Origin of the sequence: Rhizobium sp. NRK18, from assembly GCF_024385575.1 — a bacterium.
In the GTDB taxonomy this organism is placed as follows: domain Bacteria; phylum Pseudomonadota; class Alphaproteobacteria; order Rhizobiales; family Rhizobiaceae; genus JANFMV01.
Map to the genome: position 1 here is coordinate 534,513 of NZ_JANFMV010000001.1, position 18,542 is coordinate 553,054.

Consider the following 18,542-nt stretch of genomic DNA (forward strand, 5'->3'; position numbering starts at 1 on the left):
GCTTGTCGACAGCCGCGGTGGTTTGCATCCCGCGATTGTTTTCTTTAGGCTTGGGACAGGTCACAGGAAAAGGCCGTTCAACCGGCCGTATTCAGTCCCTTGTATGCGGTCACCTTCCAAAACAAGCCGAAAGGTTGAAGCATATGACGCAAGCAAAGAGCGGCGACACGGTTCGCATCCATTACACGGGCAAGCTGACGGACGGCACCCAGTTCGATTCGTCGAGTGGGCGCGATCCCCTGGAGTTTACCGTTGGCGCCGGCCAGATCATTCCCGGTCTCGACAAGGAAATCGACGGCATGGAGCTCGGCGCCCAGCAGACGGTGACGGTTCCGGCGGATCAGGCCTACGGCCCGCACGATCCGCAGAAGGTCCAGTCGGTACCGCGTTCGGCAATTCCCGCCAATATCGACGTCAAGCCCGGCATCCAGCTGCAGGCGCAGACGCAGGACGGGGGCACGCTGATGCTTCTCGTCACCGAAGTGCGCGACGACGAACTGACGGTCGACGCCAACCATCCGCTGGCTGGCAAGGATCTCGTCTTCGACGTCGAACTGGTGGAAATCATCAAGGCGGCCTGAGGCGGCGCTTCCAGAGCTCAGTCTCCGAAGCTCTCGATATAGCCGATGATCAGCGCGCGCGTCGATTGGACGGGCGCGTGGTGCCGGGCGAGAAAAGGCGTCATCCAGACGCCTTTTTTGAACGTGGTTGCTCCCGGCGTACTCTCCAGCAGCATTTGCGGCGAAGCGTGGCAGCGGGCGCAGTCTTGCTGGTAGTGGGCTTCACCCTTGGCGATCTGCTCCGCCGTGAAGGCGGAAGCCGCAGCCGGCGCAAGGATGCCGGCTGCAGCCAGAGATGCCGCCAGAGTTCTGCGAAGCATGACCGGCATCAGGTGATGACGGTCGGTGCGCTGCGGCCGGTGCGCTTGCCGATCTCGGCAATCGTGTCGGCGGCCGCGATCAGGTCGGCGAGCGCTTCCTGCGTGTCGATGCCGTGGTTGGCCGGATCGGGCTCGTAGCGTTCGACATAGACGCGCAGCGTCGCGCCGGAGGTGCCGGTGCCCGACAGGCGGAAGACGACGCGCGACCCACCTTCAAACAGCACGCGGATGCCCTGGTTCTCGCTGACCGAATGATCGACCGGATCGTGATAGGCGAAATCGTCGGCGGCCTCGACCGTCAGCGCGCCGATCTTAGTGCCTGGCAGGGTCGCGAGCTTGCCGCGCAACGCCGCCATCAGGCCGTTGGCGGCATCCGTATCCACTTCCTCGTAGTCGTGCCGGGAATAGTAGTTGCGACCGTATTCGGCCCAGTGCTTCCTGACGATGTCGGCGACGCTTTCCTTGCGGGCCGCCATGATGTTGAGCCAGAAGAGCACTGCCCACAGCCCGTCCTTCTCGCGCACATGGTCCGAGCCGGTGCCGAAGCTTTCCTCGCCGCAGACGGTCGCCATGCCGGCGTCGAGCAGATTGCCGAAGAATTTCCAGCCGGTCGGCGTCTCGTACATGCCGATGCCGAGCTTTTCGGCCACCTTGTCGGCGGCGGCGCTGGTCGGCATGGAGCGGGCGATGCCGGCAATGCCCCTGGCGTAGCCGGGCGCCACCGTCGCATTGGCCGCGATGATCGCCAGGCTGTCGGACGGCGTGACGAACATGCCCTTGCCGACGATCATGTTGCGGTCACCGTCACCGTCGGAAGCTGCACCGAAATGCGGTCCGTCCGGGCTCATCACGTCGTCATAGAGCTCCTTGGCGTGAACGAGGTTCGGGTCCGGGTGATGGCCGCCGAAATCGGGGAGCGGAACGGCGTTGCGGACGGAGCCTGACGGTGCGCCGAGACGGCGTTCGAGGATTTCCGTGGCATAGGGACCGGTGACCGCGCCCATGGAATCGATGACGACGCGGGTGCCGCCGGAAATCAGCGCGCGGATGGCGGCAAAATCGAACAGGCTTTCCATCAGTTCCGCGTAATCGGCGACCGGGTCGATAACCTCGACGGTCATGCCCTCGACGGTCTGCGTGCCGACCGCGTCCAGTTCGATGTCCGGGCAATCGGCGATCTTATACTCGGTGATCGTCTTCGACCGGGCGAAGATCGCATTGGTGATCTTCTCCGGGGCCGGACCGCCATTGCCGATATTGTACTTGATCCCGAAATCCTCGTTCGGGCCGCCGGGATTATGGCTGGCCGAGAGCACGATGCCGCCGAATGCCTCGTACTTGCGGATGACGTTCGAGGCCGCGGGCGTCGACAGGATACCGCCCTTGCCGACCATCACCTTGCCGAAGCCGGCGGCGGCGGCCATCTTGATCGCCTTCTGGATGACTTCGCGGTTGTAGTAACGGCCGTCGCCGCCGATCACCAGCGACTTGCCGGAGAAGCCTTCCAGCGAATCGAAGATCGACTGAATGAAGTTCTCAGCATAGTTCTTCTGGGCGAAGACCGGCACCTTCTTGCGCAGGCCGGAGGTTCCCGGCTTCTGGTCGCCGAAGGGCGTGGTTTCAACGGTGACGATCATGGTCTTGGGCTCTCCCTGGGGTGTCAGAGGTCACGGGCAAGAAGGCCGGCGTAAAGCGTGGCATAGCGCTCTGCGCTCTTTTCCCACGAGACGTCGCACTTCATCCCCTGCTTCTGTATCTTGGTCCATGTTTTCTTGTCCTCATAAAGGCGAAACACCTTTCTGAGGATCCCGCGCATGCCATCGGGGGTGACCGGCGAGAACTGAAAGCCGGTGGCGCATTTCATGGCGAGCGCCGCGTGGTTGGCGTTGATCACGGTATCGGCAAGACCGCCGGTGCGGGCGACAACAGGCACACAGCCATAGCGCAAGCCGTATAGCTGGGTCAGGCCGCACGGTTCGAAGCGCGATGGAATCAGGATCGCGTCGGCGCCCGCCTGCATGAGATGCGACAGCGGCTCGTCATAGGTCAGCGCCATGCCGACCCGGCCGCGGTAACGCGAAGCGGCGGCCAGCAGCGCGCCTTCGATGGCGAATTCGCCGGCACCGAGCACGGCGAGCTTGCCGCCCTGGCGGACGATGTCGTCCACCACATCGATCAGCACGTCCATGCCCTTCTGCCAGGTCAGGCGGGAAATCACGCAGAAGAGGGGACCGTTGTCGTCATCGAGGCCGAAACGGCCGGCGAGGGCTCGACGGTTCTTCGAACGCTCGGAAAGATCTCCAACGCTGAAGTTCGCCTCGATATGCTTGTCGGTTTCAGGGTTCCAGATATCGGTGTCGATGCCGTTGACGATGCCGTGCAGGCTGGAGACGCGCGCGGCGATCAGGCCCTCGAGCCCCATGCCGAATTCCGGCTGCAGGATTTCGTCGGCGTAGGACGGGCTGACGGTGGTGATCGCCGTTGCCGTCTGCAGCCCCGCCTTCAGGAAGCCGACGTCGCCGTAATATTCGACCCCGTCGACGGAAAAGGCATGCGGCGGCAGCTGCAGCTCGGAGAAAATCGCCGGCGAGAACTGCCCCTGGAAGGCGATGTTGTGGATGGTGATGACGCTCGGAATTTCCGGCGTCTCCGCATAGCGCATGTAGGCAGGCAGCATGGCCGCCTGCCAGTCATGGACATGCACGAGATCCGGTCGCCAGCCGCCGAGAACGCCGGCGGCAATTTCCGCCCCGGCACGCGAGAAGGCCGCGAAGCGTCGCCAGTTGTCGGGATGGTCCTTTCCGGCTGCATCCGTATAGGGGCCGCCCGGGCGGTCGAAATAGGCCGGCGCGTCAAGAACGAGAACGTCCAGGCCTTCGCACTTCGCTTCGAGAAGCGTGCCCTTTTCGCCAAGAAGATCATCGAACTCGTGCAGTTTCACCGGTGAGGTGAGCGCCGCCTTCACCTTCGGATAGGCTGGCACCATCGTCTTCATTTCGACGCCGCTGGCAGAAAGCGCCAGCGGAAGCGCGCCGACGACATCGGCAAGCCCGCCTGTCTTGATCAGCGGAAAGACCTCCGAGGCGACCGAAAGAACCTTCATGCCGCTACAGGTCCAGTTTCTCGATCATCGAGCGGGTGATGAGGCAGATGCCGCTCTCGGTGCGGCGGAACCGCTTGGCATCGAGTTCGGGATCCTCGCCGACGACAAGGCCTTCCGGAATTTCGACGCCGCGGTCGACGACGACGTTTGACAGCCGGGCGTTGCGGTGGACGGTCACTTCCGGCAGAACCACTGCGTGGTCCAGCGACGAATAGGAATGTACCCGGACGCCGGTAAACAGCAGGCTTCGGTTCAGCGCGCCGCCGGAAATGATGCAGTTGCCGGATACCAGCGACGAGATTGCCTGGCCACGCCGGCCGTCGACGTCGTGCACGAACTTTGCCGGCGGATTGATCTCGGCATAGGTCCAGATCGGCCAGTTGCTGTCGTAGAGGTCAAGTTCGGGAACGATATCGGTGAGGTCGATATTGGCCTGCCAGTAGGCGTCCACCGTTCCGACGTCGCGCCAATAGGCGTGCGTTTCCGATTCGGCGCGTACGCAGGACTGGTTGAAGCGGTGGGCGACGGCTTTGCCGTTCTTGACGATATAGGGAATGATGTCCTTGCCGAAATCGCGGCTCGACTGCGGGTCGGCGGCGTCCTTGCGCAGCATCTCCATCAGGAACTTGGTATGGAAGACGTAGATGCCCATCGAGGCGAGCGCCATCGATTCGTTGCCGGGAATGCCCGGCGGATCGGCGGGCTTCTCGACAAAGTCGATGATGACGTCCTTGGCATCGACATGCATGACGCCGAAGCCTGTGGCTTCCATGCGCGGCACTTCGAGGCAGCCGATGGTCACGTCGGCGCCGGAATCGACGTGCTGCTGGAGCATCAGCTCGTAGTCCATCTTGTAGATGTGGTCGCCGGCGAGGATGACCATGTATTCCGGGCCGTATGGCTCGATGATGTCGGCGTTCTGGTAGACCGCGTCGGCGGTGCCTTCGTACCACTGGTGCTCGGATACGCGCTGGCTGGCCGGCAGGATGTCGAAGCTCTCGTTACGCTCCGGGCGGAAGAAGTTCCAGCCGCGCTGCAGGTGGCGAATAAGCGAGTGTGCCTTGTACTGGGTCGCCACCCCGATCCGTCGGATACCGGAATTGAGCGCGTTTGACAGGGCAAAGTCGATGATGCGCGTCTTGCCGCCGAAATAGACGGCCGGCTTGGCGCGGGCATCGGTCAATTCCTTCAGGCGGCTTCCGCGGCCTCCCGCCAGCACGTAAGCCATGGCGTCACGGGCCAGTGGCTGGTGGCGTCGCATTTTGTTATTCGTCATCACATTCCTCCCGAACGCTTATTCCAGCTCCAGCATGATCGTGGCCAGAGGTGGAAGTACAATGGACGCTGACTTGTTGCCGTTATCATCATGGGCAATGACGCGGCCGCCATTGCCCTTGCCGCTGCCGCCATAGACGTCGGCATCGGTATTCATGATCTCCCGCCATGTGCCGGCTGCCGGCAAAGGCACTCGATAGCCCTCCCGATAGACGGGGGTGAAGTTCGTCACGACGACGACCGGCTTTTCGCCGGGAGCCTTGCGCTGCCAGGCGAATACCGAGTTGTCGCGGTCGTCGGCGATCAGCCATTCGAAGCCCTCGCCCTCGCAGTCGCGCGCATGCAGCGCCGGCTTGTCGCGGTAGAGGAAATTGAGATCCCGGACGAGCTTCTGCATGCCGGCATGGTTGGGGTAGGAGAGCAGGTTCCAGTCGAGTTCGCGCTCCTCGCTCCATTCGCTCCACTGGGCGAATTCCTGGCCCATGAACAGGAGCTTCTTGCCGGGATACCCCCACATGAAGGCATAATAGGCGCGCAGGTTGGCGAATTTCTGCCAGTCGTCGCCCGACATCTTGGCGATCAGCGAGCCCTTGCCGTGCACGACCTCGTCATGGGAGAGCGGCAGCACGAAATTCTCGCTGAACGCATAGATCAGGCCGAAGGTCAGCTCGTTGTGGTGGTATTTGCGGTAGACGGGCTCCTTCGACATGTAGCTCAGCGTGTCGTGCATGAAGCCCATGTTCCACTTGAAGCCGAAGCCGAGCCCGCCGTCATTCGTCGGATGCGACACCTTGGGCCAGGAGGTGGACTCCTCGGCGATCGTCATGATGCCCTTGTGGAGGCCGTAGACGTTCGCGTTCATCGACTGCAGGAAACGGACGGCGTCGAGGTTCTCGCGGCCGCCAAACTGGTTGGGGATCCATTCGCCCTCCTTCCTCGAATAATCGAGGTAGAGCATGGAGGCGACGGCATCGACGCGCAGCCCGTCGAGATGGAATTTCTCGGCCCAGTAAAGCGCGTTGTTGACGAGGTAGGAGACGACCTCGTTGCGGCCGAAATTGAAGATCGCCGTGTTCCAGTCCGGGTGGAAGCCCTGGCGCGGATCCTCGTGTTCGTAGAGCGCCGTGCCGTCGAACCGGCGCAGTCCGTGCTCGTCCGTCGGGAAATGCGCCGGCACCCAGTCGAGGATGACGCCGAGGCCGACCTTGTGGCAGCCGTTTACGAAACGCGCGAAGCCTTCCGGCTCGCCGAAGCGGGCGGTGGGGGCGTAGAGCCCTGTCGTCTGATAGCCCCAGGACGGATCGTATGGGTGCTCCGTGATCGGCAGGAATTCGATGTGGGTGAAGCCCATATCGGCGCAATAGGGGATCAGATGATCGCCGAGCTCGTCCCAGGAATAGAAGCTGCCGTCGGGATGACGCTTCCACGAACCGGCATGGACCTCGTAGATCGAGATCGGCTGACGGCGATGATCGGCATTGTCCCAGTAGGCGCGATGATCATCGTCATCCCATTCCTGCTTGAGGTGATCGGCGGTGATGGAGGCCGTCTGCGGCCGCAGTTCGGCACGGCGCGCGAACGGATCAGCCTTCAGCGGCTGCATCGTTCCGTCCTTGCCGATGATCTCGAACTTGTAGGCGGAGCCGACAGGCACGTCGGGTGCGAAGATTTCCCATATGCCGGTATCGAGGCGGAGCCGCATCGTGTGCAGCCGACCGTCCCAGTTGTTGAAGTCGCCGACGACCGACACCCGGCGGGCATTGGGCGCCCAGACGGCAAAGTGGAAGCCGTCGACCCCTTCGAGGGTCAGCGGATGGGCGCCGAGCTTGTCGAACAGGCGCAGATGCGAACCTTCGCGAAGATAATAATCGTCCATCGGCCCAAGCACCGGTCCGAAACTGTAGGGGTCGGTGACGGTCCATTCGTCGGTGCCGCGGCGTGCCTTGTAACGGAGCGGCTGGCGTTTGGTCAGTTTGACGGGACCTGCGAAGAAGCCGGCGGGATCAAGGCATTCCAGCGTGCCGACCGCCTTGCCGGTCAGATCGTGTACGGTGACGGCTTCTGCACCCGGAATGAAACAGCGGGCCGAGAAGCCGCCCGGGGTCTCGTGCAGACCGAGGACGGAAAACGGATCGGAGTGGCTGCCGTCGCAGATCGCGGTGATGGCGCCTGCCGGAATGTTCATGTTTCCTCCGCTCCCCCCTGAGCCTGTCATCCGGCTCTCCAGATTTCGCTCGCATATTGCCGGATCGTCCTGTCGGACGAAAACCATCCCATGCGGGCGGTATTGTAAATCGCCTTGGACCCCCAGGCGTCCTGGTCCGTCCACAATGCGTCAACTTCGCGCTGGGCATTGGCATAGGCTTCGAAATCGGCCGCCACCATGAACCAGTCATGACTGTACAGGCCATCGACCAGCCCGGCAAACCGGCTCGGATCGTCCGGCGAAAAGACGCCGGAGGCGATTGCCGAAAGCGCCTGCGACAGTTCGCGGGAGCCCTCGATGATGGCACGCGGATTGTGCCCGTCGGCGCGCGCCGCCGACACTTCCGCAGCCGTCAGTCCGAAGATGATCATGTTCTCGGCCCCGACGTGGTCGCGCATTTCGACATTGGCGCCGTCGAGCGTGCCGATCGTCAGTGCGCCGTTCAGCGCGAATTTCATGTTGCCGGTGCCTGACGCTTCCATGCCGGCAGTGGAAATCTGCTCGGACAGGTCGGCGGCAGGCACCATGACTTCGGCCAGCGAGACGTTGTAGTTCGGAATGAACACGACCTTCAGAAGCCCTCTCACGGCCGGATCGCCGTTGATCACGCGGGCGACGTCGTTTGCCAGTTTGATGATCAGCTTGGCGTTGTGGTAGCTCGGCGCCGCCTTGCCTGCAAAGAGCTTAACGCGGGGAACCCAGTCGAGTTCCGGATGCGAGCGGATTTGATCGTAAAGCGCCACGGCCTCGATGATGTTGAGGAGCTGACGCTTGTACTCGTGGATGCGCTTGATCTGGATGTCGAACATCGACGACGGGTCGATGCGGATGCCCATCCGGCGCGCGACGAGGTTCGACAGCTTTTCCTTGTTGGTGCGCTTGATGCCCAGGAACTTCTTCTGGAATTCGCTGTCATGAGCAAACCTGTCGAGCGCCTTCAGGGCCTCGGCATTGTCCATGAAGTCGCCGCCGATCGCCTCCCGGATCAGGTCCGTCAGCCCCGGATTGCACTGCATCAGCCAGCGCCGTGGCGTGATCCCGTTGGTCTTGTTGTTGATCCGCTCGGGATAGAGCTTGTGAAGGTCGGCGAAGACGGTTTCCTTCATCAGTTCGGTGTGTAGCGCGGAGACGCCGTTGATCGAATGCGAGCCCATGAAGGCGAGGTTGCCCATGCGCACGCGCCGGTCGCCGCTTTCGTCGATCAGCGAGATCGAGCGGATTTCGCCGTCGGAGAATTTGCGCTCCTTGCGGGCGTGCAGCAGGATTTTCGCATTGATCGCATAGACGAGCTGCATGTGGCGCGGCAGCAGGCGCTCGAGCAGCGGCACGGGCCAGCTTTCGAGCGCTTCCGGCAGCAGCGTGTGGTTGGTATAGCTGAACGTCCGCCACGTGATGTCCCAGGCCTGTTCGAATTCCAGTCCGTGCACGTCGCACAGCAGGCGCATGAGTTCGGTGACGGAGATGGCCGGGTGGGTGTCGTTGAGCTGGATCGCGATCTTGTCCGGCAGCGAGGTGAAATCCGGATATTGCTGCAGGTGCCGACGCAGGATGTCCTGGAGAGATGCCGAGGAGAAGAAGAATTCCTGGCGCAGGCGCAGTTCCTGGCCGGCGGGCGTGGCATCGGCGGGATAGAGGACGCGGGTCAGGCTTTCGGCCTTGTTGCTCTCGCGCAGAGCGCCGATATGGTCACCGGCATTGAAGGCATCGAGCAGGATCGGGTCGATCGGCTGTGCGGACCAGAGGCGCAGCGTGTTGACGCGCTTGCCGCGCCAGCCGACGATCGGCGTGTCGAAAGCCGTGGCGATCACGCGTTCCGCCGGCTTCCAGACGTAGCGCTGCAGGCCGCTGTCGTCCTCGATAGTCGTCACCGAGCCGCCGAAACCGATTTCGTAGGAGGCTTCGCGGCGCTCGAATTCCCAGGGATTGCCGTGGGCAAGCCAGGTCTCGGGCAGTTCCACCTGCCAGCCGTCGGCCATCTGCTGGCGGAACAGGCCATGGACGTAGCGAATGCCGTAGCCGTAGGCCGGAATGTCGACGGTGGCCATGGATTCCATGAAGCAGGCGGCAAGCCGGCCGAGGCCGCCATTGCCAAGGGCTGCATCCGGTTCGATCGCCGCGATCACGTCGAGGTCGACGCCAAGGGACTGCAGCGCGTCGTGCAGTTCGTTCATCAGCTCGAGATTGGAGACGGCGTCGCGCATCAGCCGGCCGATCAGGAACTCGAGCGACAGATAGTAGACCCGCTTGTCGCCGGTTGCGTAGACCTTCTTCGTCGACTCCATCCACTTGTCGATGATGCGGTCGCGGATGACGAGAATGGCGGCGGTCAGCCAGTCGTGCGGCTTGGCGGCCTTCGCGTCCTTGCCGATACGATAGGCGAGCTTTTCGATGATCTCTTCGGCGAGAATTTCGGGATTCGAAACACGTGGCGCTGGAGAAGGGAGATTGGCTTTCAGCATGTCATTCGTCATTGCAATCACCAATACTTTTGTAAGCCGATCAGAGTGTTAGGGAGCCACCGATCGAGCACTTGAAAAATCCACGATCAGTTTATGCACCTATCCAATGCGCTGGCAACAGGTGAAATCCGTGTTCGTGAAATTCAGTTGGAGGCGGCAGTCGAACGGGAAAAGGCCCAAAGGCTCGTGCCGGTCTTCGCGTCAGCCCGCAAAGCGGTCACTTGACCGGAATGACGTCCACGGACTGCTTCGTCTGATGCTCGCCATAACTCTTCAGCACGCCGATGACCGGGGCGACGTCGGAGTAGTCGCGGCCGTATCCGACGACGATGTGATCGGTCGCCACCGCAATGTTGTTGGTCGGGTCGAGTTCGAGCCAGCCAAGCGTCTTTCCGCACCAGATGCGGACCCAGGCATGCATCGCGTCGGCGCCTTCGAGCCGTTCCTTGCCCGGCGGCGGGATGGTGCGCAGGAAGCCGCTGACATAGCCGGCCGGAATGCCGAGACTGCGCAGCGCCAGGATCATGATGTGCGAAAAGTCCTGGCACACACCGCGCTTCAGCTTGAAGGCCTCCCGCGGTGTGGTGTCGACCGTCGTCGCGTCCGAATCGTATTTGAAATCCTTGTAGATCCTGGCGCAGATCGCCGTGGCAATCTGTCGGATGGTCATGCCATCGGCGGCGATCTCGCGGGCGTAGGCGCTGATTTCCGGCGTCTCGGGCAGGCGGGGGCTCGGGCCGCAGAAATGATGCGGCGAATCCGGATCGAGGGACAGCTGGTCGGCTATCTCGGCGGGCAGCCGCGACAGGTCGGGAGAGAAGTCGGCCGTCGGCAATTCGGTGTCGACCTGGATGCGGGCCTGCATGTGGATGTCGAGGGCGGCATGCGGCGTGCGAAACAGGATGGACGTTGCCGGATGACGGAAGAAATCGATGAAATTGCCGCGCTCTTCCGGCTTCGGAGTAACCGTCAGCGAGCCGGCGATCAGGCGCTGGCGATCCGGAATCGTGATCGGCAGGACGCGGAGGATGTGCCGGGCCCCCGACGCCGGAGTGTCGTACTGGTAGCCGAGATGCATCGAGAGATCGTAAAGCATTCCGCCGGTACCCGTCAGCTGAGGTAGGTGCGCGCGAGGATGTCGGAAAGCTGTTCCATCTCGCGTTCGAGGTTGTGGTAGACGGCGGGATTCATGGCTTCCGGCGTCATGACGGCAAGACCGGAATGCAGGCGGACTGCCTCACGATAGAATTCCGACATCTGGCCGTTGGTGTAGGCGTTCGGCAGCTGCTCGATCTCCGTACGGATCTCGTTGAGCTGGAAGAGGATCGAACGGGGATTCAAGGGATCGAGCGCCAAGAGGTCGGTGACGGTCAATTGCGCGGTGTTCACGTTGTAACGTCGACGGTGAGTCATGACGTTGTCGCCGATTTCCAGCAGCAGGTCATAGGCCCCGTCCGGGGCGTCCGGGCCGGACATGTAGCCGAGCAGCCGCGTCATGTGCAGGCCGCGCTCGAGGAAGCGCCCGATCGTCAGGAAGCGCCAGCCGGTGAAGCGGTACATGTTTTCGTGCACGAGACCCGCGAAGCCGGCAAGCTTGCGCAGGAGAATGGTCATGGCATGCGCCGCGTCGTCGCCCGGCTTGATGTGCTCATGGAACCGTCGTGCCGTCTTGGCGAGATCGTTGAGCGCCAGCCAGCCGTCGGGCGAGAAGCGGTCGCGAATGTTGCTCGCCGAATAGATGGCATTTTCGATATCGCGGACGAGCGTATCCGGCACCGGCTCCTTCGTGTCGACGTCAAGCGGTGCCAGATAGTCGGTGATGGCGGCCAGCAGCGCCTGCTCGGGATTGGCGGATTCGGCAAAGCGCGAATGCCAGGCCCGCAGGATGCGGAGCGTGCCTTCGGCCCGTTCGATGTAACGGCCAAGCCAGAAAAGGTTGTCGGCAGCGCGGCTCGGCAGGCTGCCCGGCATGTTGCGGGTGAACTTTTCCGCCGCCGGCAGGAGCGTTGTGCGTTCGACCGGATTGTCGGACACGATCCAGACGTCCGCCGCACGGCCACCCGACTGCATGGCGATCGCCGACACGTCGTCGGACGAGCCGATCCGGGCAAAGCCGCCGGGCATGATCTGCCAGCCGCTTTCGGTGCGGGCGGCAAAGACGCGAAGGCTCATCGGCCGTGGAACGAGCTTTCCGTCCACCAGTACAGGCGTCGTCGACAGCTTGACGACTTCCTGGCCGACCAGCTTTGCTCCGTCGGAGGCGAGCCATTCGGCAATCGAGTCCTGTGCCGTGCTGCGCAGCGACGATCCGAGTACCGACTGGCCGTTGTCGTCGAAGAAGGGGAGGCGGGAATAGGCCGGTCCGATCACCATGCCGGAAATGTTGCGGGCCACATGTTCGCGTTCGCTCTTCTGGCCGCACCACCAGGTGGCGATTGACGGAATGGTCAGATCCTCGTTCATCAGTCGCCGACAGATCGTCGGCATGAAGGCCAGGAAGGCGCGGGTCTCCATGATGCCGGAGCCCAGCGCATTGATGAAACTGATCGAACCGGCCCTGAGCGCCTGGACGATGCCCGGCGTGCCGATGTGGGAATTCTGGTTGAGCTCCAGCGGGTCGGCGTAGCTCGCGTCGAGACGCCGCCACAACACGCTGACCGGCTTCAGGCCGGCCACCGTGCGTACCATGACCCGATCGTTGACGACGGCGAGGTCCTCGCCTTCGAGCAGCATGAAGCCGAGATAGCGGGCGATATAGGCGTGCTCGAAATAGGTGTCGTTTGCCGGTCCCGGCGTCAGGATGCCGATCCGGTCCTCCAGCCCCTGCTTGGAAGCAAGCATGGCATCGCGGAAGGCACCGAAGAAGGAGGCCAGGCGATGGACATGCGTCTCGGCATAGATATCGGAAAAGGCGCGGGCGGTCGCCACGCGGTTTTCCAGCGCGAAGCCGGCACCGGAGGGGGCCTGGGTGCGGTCCGCCAGCACCCACCACTTGCCGTCCGGGCCGCGGCCGATCTCGAACGAGACGAAGTGCAGGTAATGGCCGTCACGCGGCTTCACGCCGACCAGCGGCCGCAGGAACTCGGGATTGGATGCGATCAGCGACGGCGGCAGATAGCCTTCCTTGACGAGAAGGTTGTCGCCGTAAATGTCGGCGACCATCGCTTCGAGGAGATCGGCGCGCTGCACGAGCCCGGCCGAAAGCGCCTGCCATTCATGATCGTCGATCAGGACCGGAATGTGGGAGAGCGGCCAGTTGCGTTCGGAGTGTTCTTTGTCACCATAGGCCCGGAAGAACACGCCGGCTTCCCGGAGATAGCGGTCGGCTCGCGAAAAGCGTTCGGCGAGGTCTTCGGGTGAGAGGCGTTCCAGAGACTGCAGGAAGCGTTGCCAGACCGGACGGACAGTGCCGAGATTGTCGACCATCTCGTCGGCCACGCCGGGCAGGGCGGCATAGGAAAGCTTCCTGCTTTTTTCGGCAAGAGGCTTTTTGCGCGCGCTCGTATCTCCCCCCGGCAGGCTCGTCATCTATGTTCTCTAAATCCCCACAGGCCTTCTCAGGTCCAGAGTCAGCGGAAATTCCGGTGAAACCGACTCCGGCATGAGCTGGTAGTACCCAGCGGTATGCCCCCAAGGCTCGAATCGCGCAAGTCTGCGGGCTTCCGCTTCATTACCATTCACAGGGAAAGTTTCGTAATTGCGCCCGCCCGGATGCGCGACATGGTAGCGGCAGCCGCCCATCGAGCGGTTGGACCAGTTGTCGTAGATGTCGAAGGTGAGCGGGGTGTTGACCGGCAGCACCGGATGCAGGCCGGAAGCCGGCTGCCATGCCTTGAAGCGGACGCCGGCGACCGAAACGCCCTCGGTGCCCGTTCTCTTGAGCGGCACGGCCCGACCATTGCAGGCCACCGTGTAGCGGTCCGGGTTGAGTGTTTCGAGGCGGACCTGCAAGCGCTCGACCGAAGAATCGACATAGCGGACCGTGCCGCCAATTGCTCCCTGTTCGCCCATGACGTGCCATGGCTCCAGCGCCTGGCGCAGTTCCAGTTTCGAGCCCTCGTACTCGACCTCGCCGCAGAAGGGGAAGCGGAATTCGAGCTGGGCCGCAAACCATTCCGGACGGAAATCAAAGCCGTTCTCGCGGAGATCGGCGAGCACATCGAGGAAATCCTGCCAGACGTAATGCGGCAGCATGAAGCGGTCATGCAGGGTCGTCCCCCAGCGGGTCAGCTTGCCGCTGGCCGGGTTCTTCCAGAACCGAGCGATCAGGGCGCGCACCAGAAGCTGCTGGGCAAGGCTCATGCGGGCATTCGGCGGCATTTCGAAGCCGCGGAATTCGACGAGACCCAGACGGCCGGTCGGGCCGTCCGGAGAAAACAGCTTGTCGATACAGATTTCGGCGCGGTGGGTGTTGCCGGTGACGTCGATCAGCATGTTGCGGAAGAGGCGGTCGACGAGCCAGGGCAGTGGCGGCCAGCCTTCGCCGGGCATTGGCACCTGTGACAGCGCAATCTCCAGCTCGTAGAGACTGTCGTGGCGGGCCTCGTCGATGCGCGGTGCCTGGCTGGTTGGGCCGATGAACAGGCCGGAGAACAGGTAGGAAAGCGACGGATGGCGCTGCCAGTGGAGGACGAGGCTCTTCAACAGATCCGGGCGGCGCAGGAACGGGCTGTTGCCCGGATTGTTGCCGCCGACGACGACGTGGTTGCCGCCGCCGGTGCCGGTGTGGCGGCCGTCGATCATGAACTTCTCGGCGCCGAGGCGGGTCTGGCGGGCCTCTTCGTAGAGCGTCGTCGTGGTCTCGACGCAGTCCTTCCATGAGGAGGCCGGATGGATATTGACTTCGATGACGCCGGGATCGGGTGCGACGCGGATGACATTGATGCGTTCGTCCTGCGGCGGCGTGTAGCCTTCGATGTGAACCGGCAGGCCGAGTGCTGCTGCGGCGTTTTCGGCGGCCGTGATCAGTTCGAGATATTCCTCGATCCAGCTGCACGGCGGCATGAACACGCAGAGCTTGCCGTCCCGCGGCTCGACCGACATCGCGGTGCGCACGGCGCCGCCGATCTCGCCGACGGACTGCTCGATACGGTCCTGCATGGCATCGGGATCGGGGACGAAGCTCGCCTCGGGCATCGCCTGACCGGGCGTCTGGAAGCGTTCGGGCAGCGGGCGGCGGCGGATCGAGGGATCGGCCGGATGGATGTAGGGATACCAGGCCGGGGCGACATAGGGGAGCGATTCCAGCGGCAGACGGTAGCCGACCGGGCTGTCGCCGGGAACGAGGAACAGCCGGCCACGGCGAGTGCGCCAGCGCTCGCTGACCCATTTGATGCCGGTCGCCTTGCTGTTCCATGCCTGCACCGGCAAGACGTAACCGGTCGGTTTCGTCAGGCCACGCTCGAAGACGCGGGCGATACGGCTGCGTTCTTCCGGGTCTTTCAGCTTGGAATTGGACGGATCGACATTGTTCGGCAGATTGCCCTCGCGCAGGAGCCATTCGCCGGGATCCTCGAAGGCCGGTACGACCATGGTCGGGTCGATGGCCAGTTCCTGCGAAATCGCCACCAGAAGGCGTCCGGCGTCCTCATGTGTGACGTCCGATTTCTCGGCCTCCTTGGCGATGAGGTCGGGGTTGTGCCAGACCGGAATGCCGTCCTTGCGCCAGTAAAGCGAGAAGGTCCAGCGCGGCAGGCTTTCGCCGGGGTACCACTTGCCCTGGCCGTAATGCAGAAAACCGCCGGGGGCGAATTTCTCCTGCAGCCGCTTGATCAGCTTGTCAGCGAGATCGCGCTTCGTCGGACCGACGGCGGCGGTGTTCCATTCGGCCGACTGGAAGTCGTCGATCGAAACGAAGGTCGGCTCGCCGCCCATGGTCAGGCGCACGTCCTGCGCCTGCAGGAGATCGTCGACCTGTTCGCCAAGCGCGTTCAGCGCATCCCAGCTTTCATCCGAGAAGGGCTTGGTGATGCGCGGATGCTCGGCGACGCGACGAACCTGCATGTCGAAGGCGAATTCGGTTTCCGCTTCGCCGTAATAGCCGCCGGAAATGGGCGCAGCGTTGCGATAATGCGGGGTGGCTGCGAGCGGAATGTGGCTTTCGCCGGTCAAAAGGCCCGAGGTGGGGTCTAGACCGACCCAGCCGGCGCCGGGCAGATACACCTCGGCCCAGGCGTGCAGGTCGGTGAAATCGACCTCCGTGCCGCTTGGGCCGTCAAGCGCCTTCAGGTCGGGGGCGAGCTGGATCAGATAGCCGGAGACGAAGCGGGCGGCAAAGCCGAGATGGCGGAGGATCTGGACCAGCAACCAGCTGGTGTCGCGACAGGAACCCTTGGCGGTGGAGAGTGTTTCCTCCGGCTCCTGCACGCCAGGCTCCATGCGGATGACATAGCCGATGTCCTGCTGCAGTTTCGCATTCAGCGTCACGATCATGTCGACCGTCACCTGGCCGGGCGTCTTGTCGATGCCCTTCACGTATTTCGCCAGCAGCGGACCGGCGGGTTCGGGCTTGCGATAGATCGAGAGGTCTTCCTCGAGGTCGGCCGGGTATTCGAACGGCCATTTGGTGGCGTGTTCCTCGACGAAGAAGTCGAACGGATTGTAGACCGTCATGTCGGCGACGAGGTCGACCTCGATCTTGAACTCGGTCACCGGTTCGGGGAAGACGTAGCGGGCCAGGTAGTTGCCGTAAGGGTCCTGCTGCAGGTTGACGAAGTGATTTTCCGGCGAAATCTTCAGCGAATGGCTGATGACGCGGGTCTTGGAATGAGAGGCCGGCTTGAGGCGGATGATCTGCGGGCCGAGGCGGACGGGCTTGTCATACTTGTAGTGCGTCAGATGATAAATGCTGGCTTGTATGGACATCGTCTCTCCGGGGCACACTGGAATGCAGGGTGGCGCTTGATTATTCCGAAGGCGATCTTGTGCAATGCAAAGAAATAAAGCAAGGCGGAATCTGCCGCCTTGCAAGCATTTGTAATGAAAGCGTTATCCGCTCAACTGCGGCCGAATTCGTCGGTTATGCGGATAATGTCGTCCTCACCGAGATAAGAGCCGGTCTGTACCTCGATCAGTTCCAACAGGATCTTGCCGGGATTGGCGAGCCGGTGGACATCGCCTTGCGGAATATAGACGGATTCGTTTTCGCGCAGCATCTGCGTTTTCTCGCCAACGGTCACCTCCGCGGTGCCCTTGACGACGACCCAGTGCTCGGAGCGGTGATGGTGCTTCTGCAGCGACAGCTTCTTGCCCGGCAGCACGAACAGCCGCTTGACCTGGAAGCGGTCGCCGTTCAGCACCGACGTGTAACCGCCCCAGGGACGGTAGGAGGTCGGGTGCGTCTTGGTGAGGTTTTCCGTCGCCGACGTCGAGGCGAGCAGCTTGACGAGATTGCCGACTTCCTGGCTGCGGTCGAGCGGACCGACATAGACGGCGTCCTCGCTGGCGATCACCGCCATGTTGTCGATGCCGTGGACGGCCAGATGGGCGTCGCGGGAGATTACCAGCGAATTCGAGCTGTCGGAAATGGTGGCGTTGCCGATGGCGACGTTGCCGCTCTCGTCCTGGCCGCCGAGTTTCCAGACCGCATCCCAGCTGCCGAGGTCGGACCAGGCAAACGGCGAGGGCACGACGGCCGCATTGGCGGTCTTTTCCATGACCGCATAGTCGATGGAGATGTTGGCGGCGCGGGAGAACGGCTCTTCGGCCAGTCGGGTGAAGTCGAGATCGCCGGCAGCCTCGGCAACCGCCTGGCTGACAGCCTCGAACATGCCGGGCTCCAGACGCTGCAGCTCGTCCAGAAAAGCGGACGCGGCAAACATGAACATGCCCGAGTTCCAGTAGAAGCCGCCCTGGGCAAGCATTTCGCGGGCCTTGTCCTCTTCCGGCTTTTCGACGAAGCGCTTTACGGTGTTGGCGCCTTCGAAGATCTCGTCACCGGTTTCGATGTAGCCGTAGCCGGTTGCCGGCTCGGTGGGCTCGATGCCGAAGGTGACGAGCTTGCCGCTAGCGGCTGCGCGGGCCGCGGTTTCAAGGCAGCCGCGATAGGTCGCGTCGTTGGAAATCTCGTGGTCGGACGCGAGCACCTGCACGAGGCAGCCGGCGCCGTAGTGTTTTTGGGCGATCATCGTCGCGGCGGCGACGGCGGGGGCGGTGTTGCGCGCAACCGGCTCCAGCACGATGGCGGCCAAGGTCACGTCCATTTCGCGGGCCTGTTCGGCGACCAGGAAGCGGAAATCCTCGTTGGTGACGACGATCGGCGGTTCGAACAGGTTGGCATCGGAGACCCGGTCGAGCGTGTTCTGGAAGAGCGTCCGGTCACCGATGAACTCGATGAACTGTTTCGGTGCCTGTGCGCGGGAGAGCGGCCAAAGGCGCGTTCCCTTTCCGCCAGCCAGGATGACCGGGACGATTTTCTCCATTCTTCAATCTCCTTGTTCTCGTTTACGGCGTCGCCACGCGCATTTCTACAGTCTGGAACGTCTTGTGCTCACTATGGTTGCGGAGTGACATTTTAACGAACGCAGCAATCATGCATTTGTTTCTTTGTCCCGTCGCTTCAGAACGCGCCGCGCCCAGCAGTGATGTTCGGCAGGACATGTGTCACGCGATCTGACAGCC

The 18,542-nt window shown here is 62.8% G+C and carries 11 protein-coding genes; 1 reads left to right on the forward strand and 10 read right to left on the reverse strand.

Going from position 1 to position 18,542, the window contains the following annotated elements:
• Nucleotides 1-143 precede the first annotated feature (143 nt).
• Complete coding sequence (locus NN662_RS02430) at nucleotides 144-581, forward strand: peptidylprolyl isomerase (protein WP_261928728.1); 438 nt, start codon at nucleotides 144-146, stop codon at nucleotides 579-581.
• Between the two features lie 17 nt (nucleotides 582-598).
• Here NN662_RS02430 and NN662_RS02435 read toward each other — a convergent pair whose 3' ends face one another.
• The 10 genes from NN662_RS02435 to NN662_RS02480 form a co-directional block, all read right to left on the reverse strand.
• Complete coding sequence (locus NN662_RS02435; RefSeq protein WP_261928729.1) at nucleotides 599-880, reverse strand: c-type cytochrome; 282 nt, start codon at nucleotides 878-880, stop codon at nucleotides 599-601.
• Nucleotides 881-888: 8 nt separating this feature from the next.
• Nucleotides 889-2,517, reverse strand: coding sequence for an alpha-D-glucose phosphate-specific phosphoglucomutase (locus tag NN662_RS02440; RefSeq protein ID WP_261928730.1), 1,629 nt, complete (start codon nucleotides 2,515-2,517; stop codon nucleotides 889-891).
• Between the two features lie 23 nt (nucleotides 2,518-2,540).
• Nucleotides 2,541-3,983 carry a glycogen synthase GlgA gene (glgA, locus tag NN662_RS02445; RefSeq protein ID WP_261928731.1) on the reverse strand — a complete coding sequence of 481 codons (1,443 nt, stop codon included), beginning with the start codon at nucleotides 3,981-3,983 and terminating at the stop codon, nucleotides 2,541-2,543.
• A 4-nt stretch (nucleotides 3,984-3,987) separates the two neighbouring features.
• The gene (glgC, locus tag NN662_RS02450) at nucleotides 3,988-5,259 is read right to left on the reverse strand and encodes a glucose-1-phosphate adenylyltransferase (protein ID WP_261928732.1); all 1,272 of its coding nucleotides are present in this window, start codon (nucleotides 5,257-5,259) and stop codon (nucleotides 3,988-3,990) included.
• Nucleotides 5,260-5,277: 18 nt separating this feature from the next.
• Entirely contained in the window at nucleotides 5,278-7,473 is a 2,196-nt protein-coding gene (gene glgB / locus NN662_RS02455; protein ID WP_315972577.1) for a 1,4-alpha-glucan branching protein GlgB, read from the reverse strand.
• A complete protein-coding gene (locus NN662_RS02460) occupies nucleotides 7,470-9,935 on the reverse strand; it encodes a glycogen/starch/alpha-glucan phosphorylase (protein ID WP_261928734.1) in 2,466 nt (821 codons plus the stop codon). Before NN662_RS02460 ends, glgB begins: the two co-directional genes overlap by 4 nt.
• 205 nt (nucleotides 9,936-10,140) lie before the next feature.
• Nucleotides 10,141-11,019 (reverse strand): transglutaminase family protein, encoded by an 879-nt coding sequence (locus tag NN662_RS02465; RefSeq protein ID WP_261928735.1) that lies wholly within the window; start codon nucleotides 11,017-11,019, stop codon nucleotides 10,141-10,143.
• A gap of 14 nt (nucleotides 11,020-11,033) precedes the next feature.
• Nucleotides 11,034-13,451 carry a circularly permuted type 2 ATP-grasp protein gene (locus tag NN662_RS02470; RefSeq protein ID WP_261928736.1) on the reverse strand — a complete coding sequence of 806 codons (2,418 nt, stop codon included), beginning with the start codon at nucleotides 13,449-13,451 and terminating at the stop codon, nucleotides 11,034-11,036.
• 9 nt (nucleotides 13,452-13,460) lie between these two features.
• Entirely contained in the window at nucleotides 13,461-16,787 is a 3,327-nt protein-coding gene (locus NN662_RS02475) for a DUF2126 domain-containing protein (RefSeq protein ID WP_261928737.1), read from the reverse strand.
• 131 nt (nucleotides 16,788-16,918) lie between these two features.
• Nucleotides 16,919-18,343: a mannose-1-phosphate guanylyltransferase/mannose-6-phosphate isomerase gene (locus tag NN662_RS02480; RefSeq protein ID WP_261928738.1), complete on the reverse strand. Its 1,425-nt coding sequence runs from the start codon at nucleotides 18,341-18,343 to the stop codon at nucleotides 16,919-16,921.
• Between the last annotated feature and the right edge of the window lie 199 nt (nucleotides 18,344-18,542).

Excerpts from the sequence above, each read along its gene's own strand:
- NN662_RS02430 (WP_261928728.1), top strand. The coding sequence starts at position 144 with ATGACGCAAGCAAAGAGCGGCGACACGGTTCGCATCCATTACACGGGC.
- NN662_RS02435 (WP_261928729.1), bottom strand. The coding sequence starts at position 880 with ATGCTTCGCAGAACTCTGGCGGCATCTCTGGCTGCAGCCGGCATCCTT.
- NN662_RS02440 (WP_261928730.1), bottom strand. The coding sequence starts at position 2,517 with ATGATCGTCACCGTTGAAACCACGCCCTTCGGCGACCAGAAGCCGGGA.
- glgA (WP_261928731.1), bottom strand. The coding sequence starts at position 3,983 with ATGAAGGTTCTTTCGGTCGCCTCGGAGGTCTTTCCGCTGATCAAGACA.
- glgC (WP_261928732.1), bottom strand. The coding sequence starts at position 5,259 with ATGACGAATAACAAAATGCGACGCCACCAGCCACTGGCCCGTGACGCC.
- glgB (WP_315972577.1), bottom strand. The coding sequence starts at position 7,473 with ATGACAGGCTCAGGGGGGAGCGGAGGAAACATGAACATTCCGGCAGGC.
- NN662_RS02460 (WP_261928734.1), bottom strand. The coding sequence starts at position 9,935 with ATGACGAATGACATGCTGAAAGCCAATCTCCCTTCTCCAGCGCCACGT.
- NN662_RS02465 (WP_261928735.1), bottom strand. The coding sequence starts at position 11,019 with ATGCTTTACGATCTCTCGATGCATCTCGGCTACCAGTACGACACTCCG.
- NN662_RS02470 (WP_261928736.1), bottom strand. The coding sequence starts at position 13,451 with ATGACGAGCCTGCCGGGGGGAGATACGAGCGCGCGCAAAAAGCCTCTT.
- NN662_RS02475 (WP_261928737.1), bottom strand. The coding sequence starts at position 16,787 with ATGTCCATACAAGCCAGCATTTATCATCTGACGCACTACAAGTATGAC.
- NN662_RS02480 (WP_261928738.1), bottom strand. The coding sequence starts at position 18,343 with ATGGAGAAAATCGTCCCGGTCATCCTGGCTGGCGGAAAGGGAACGCGC.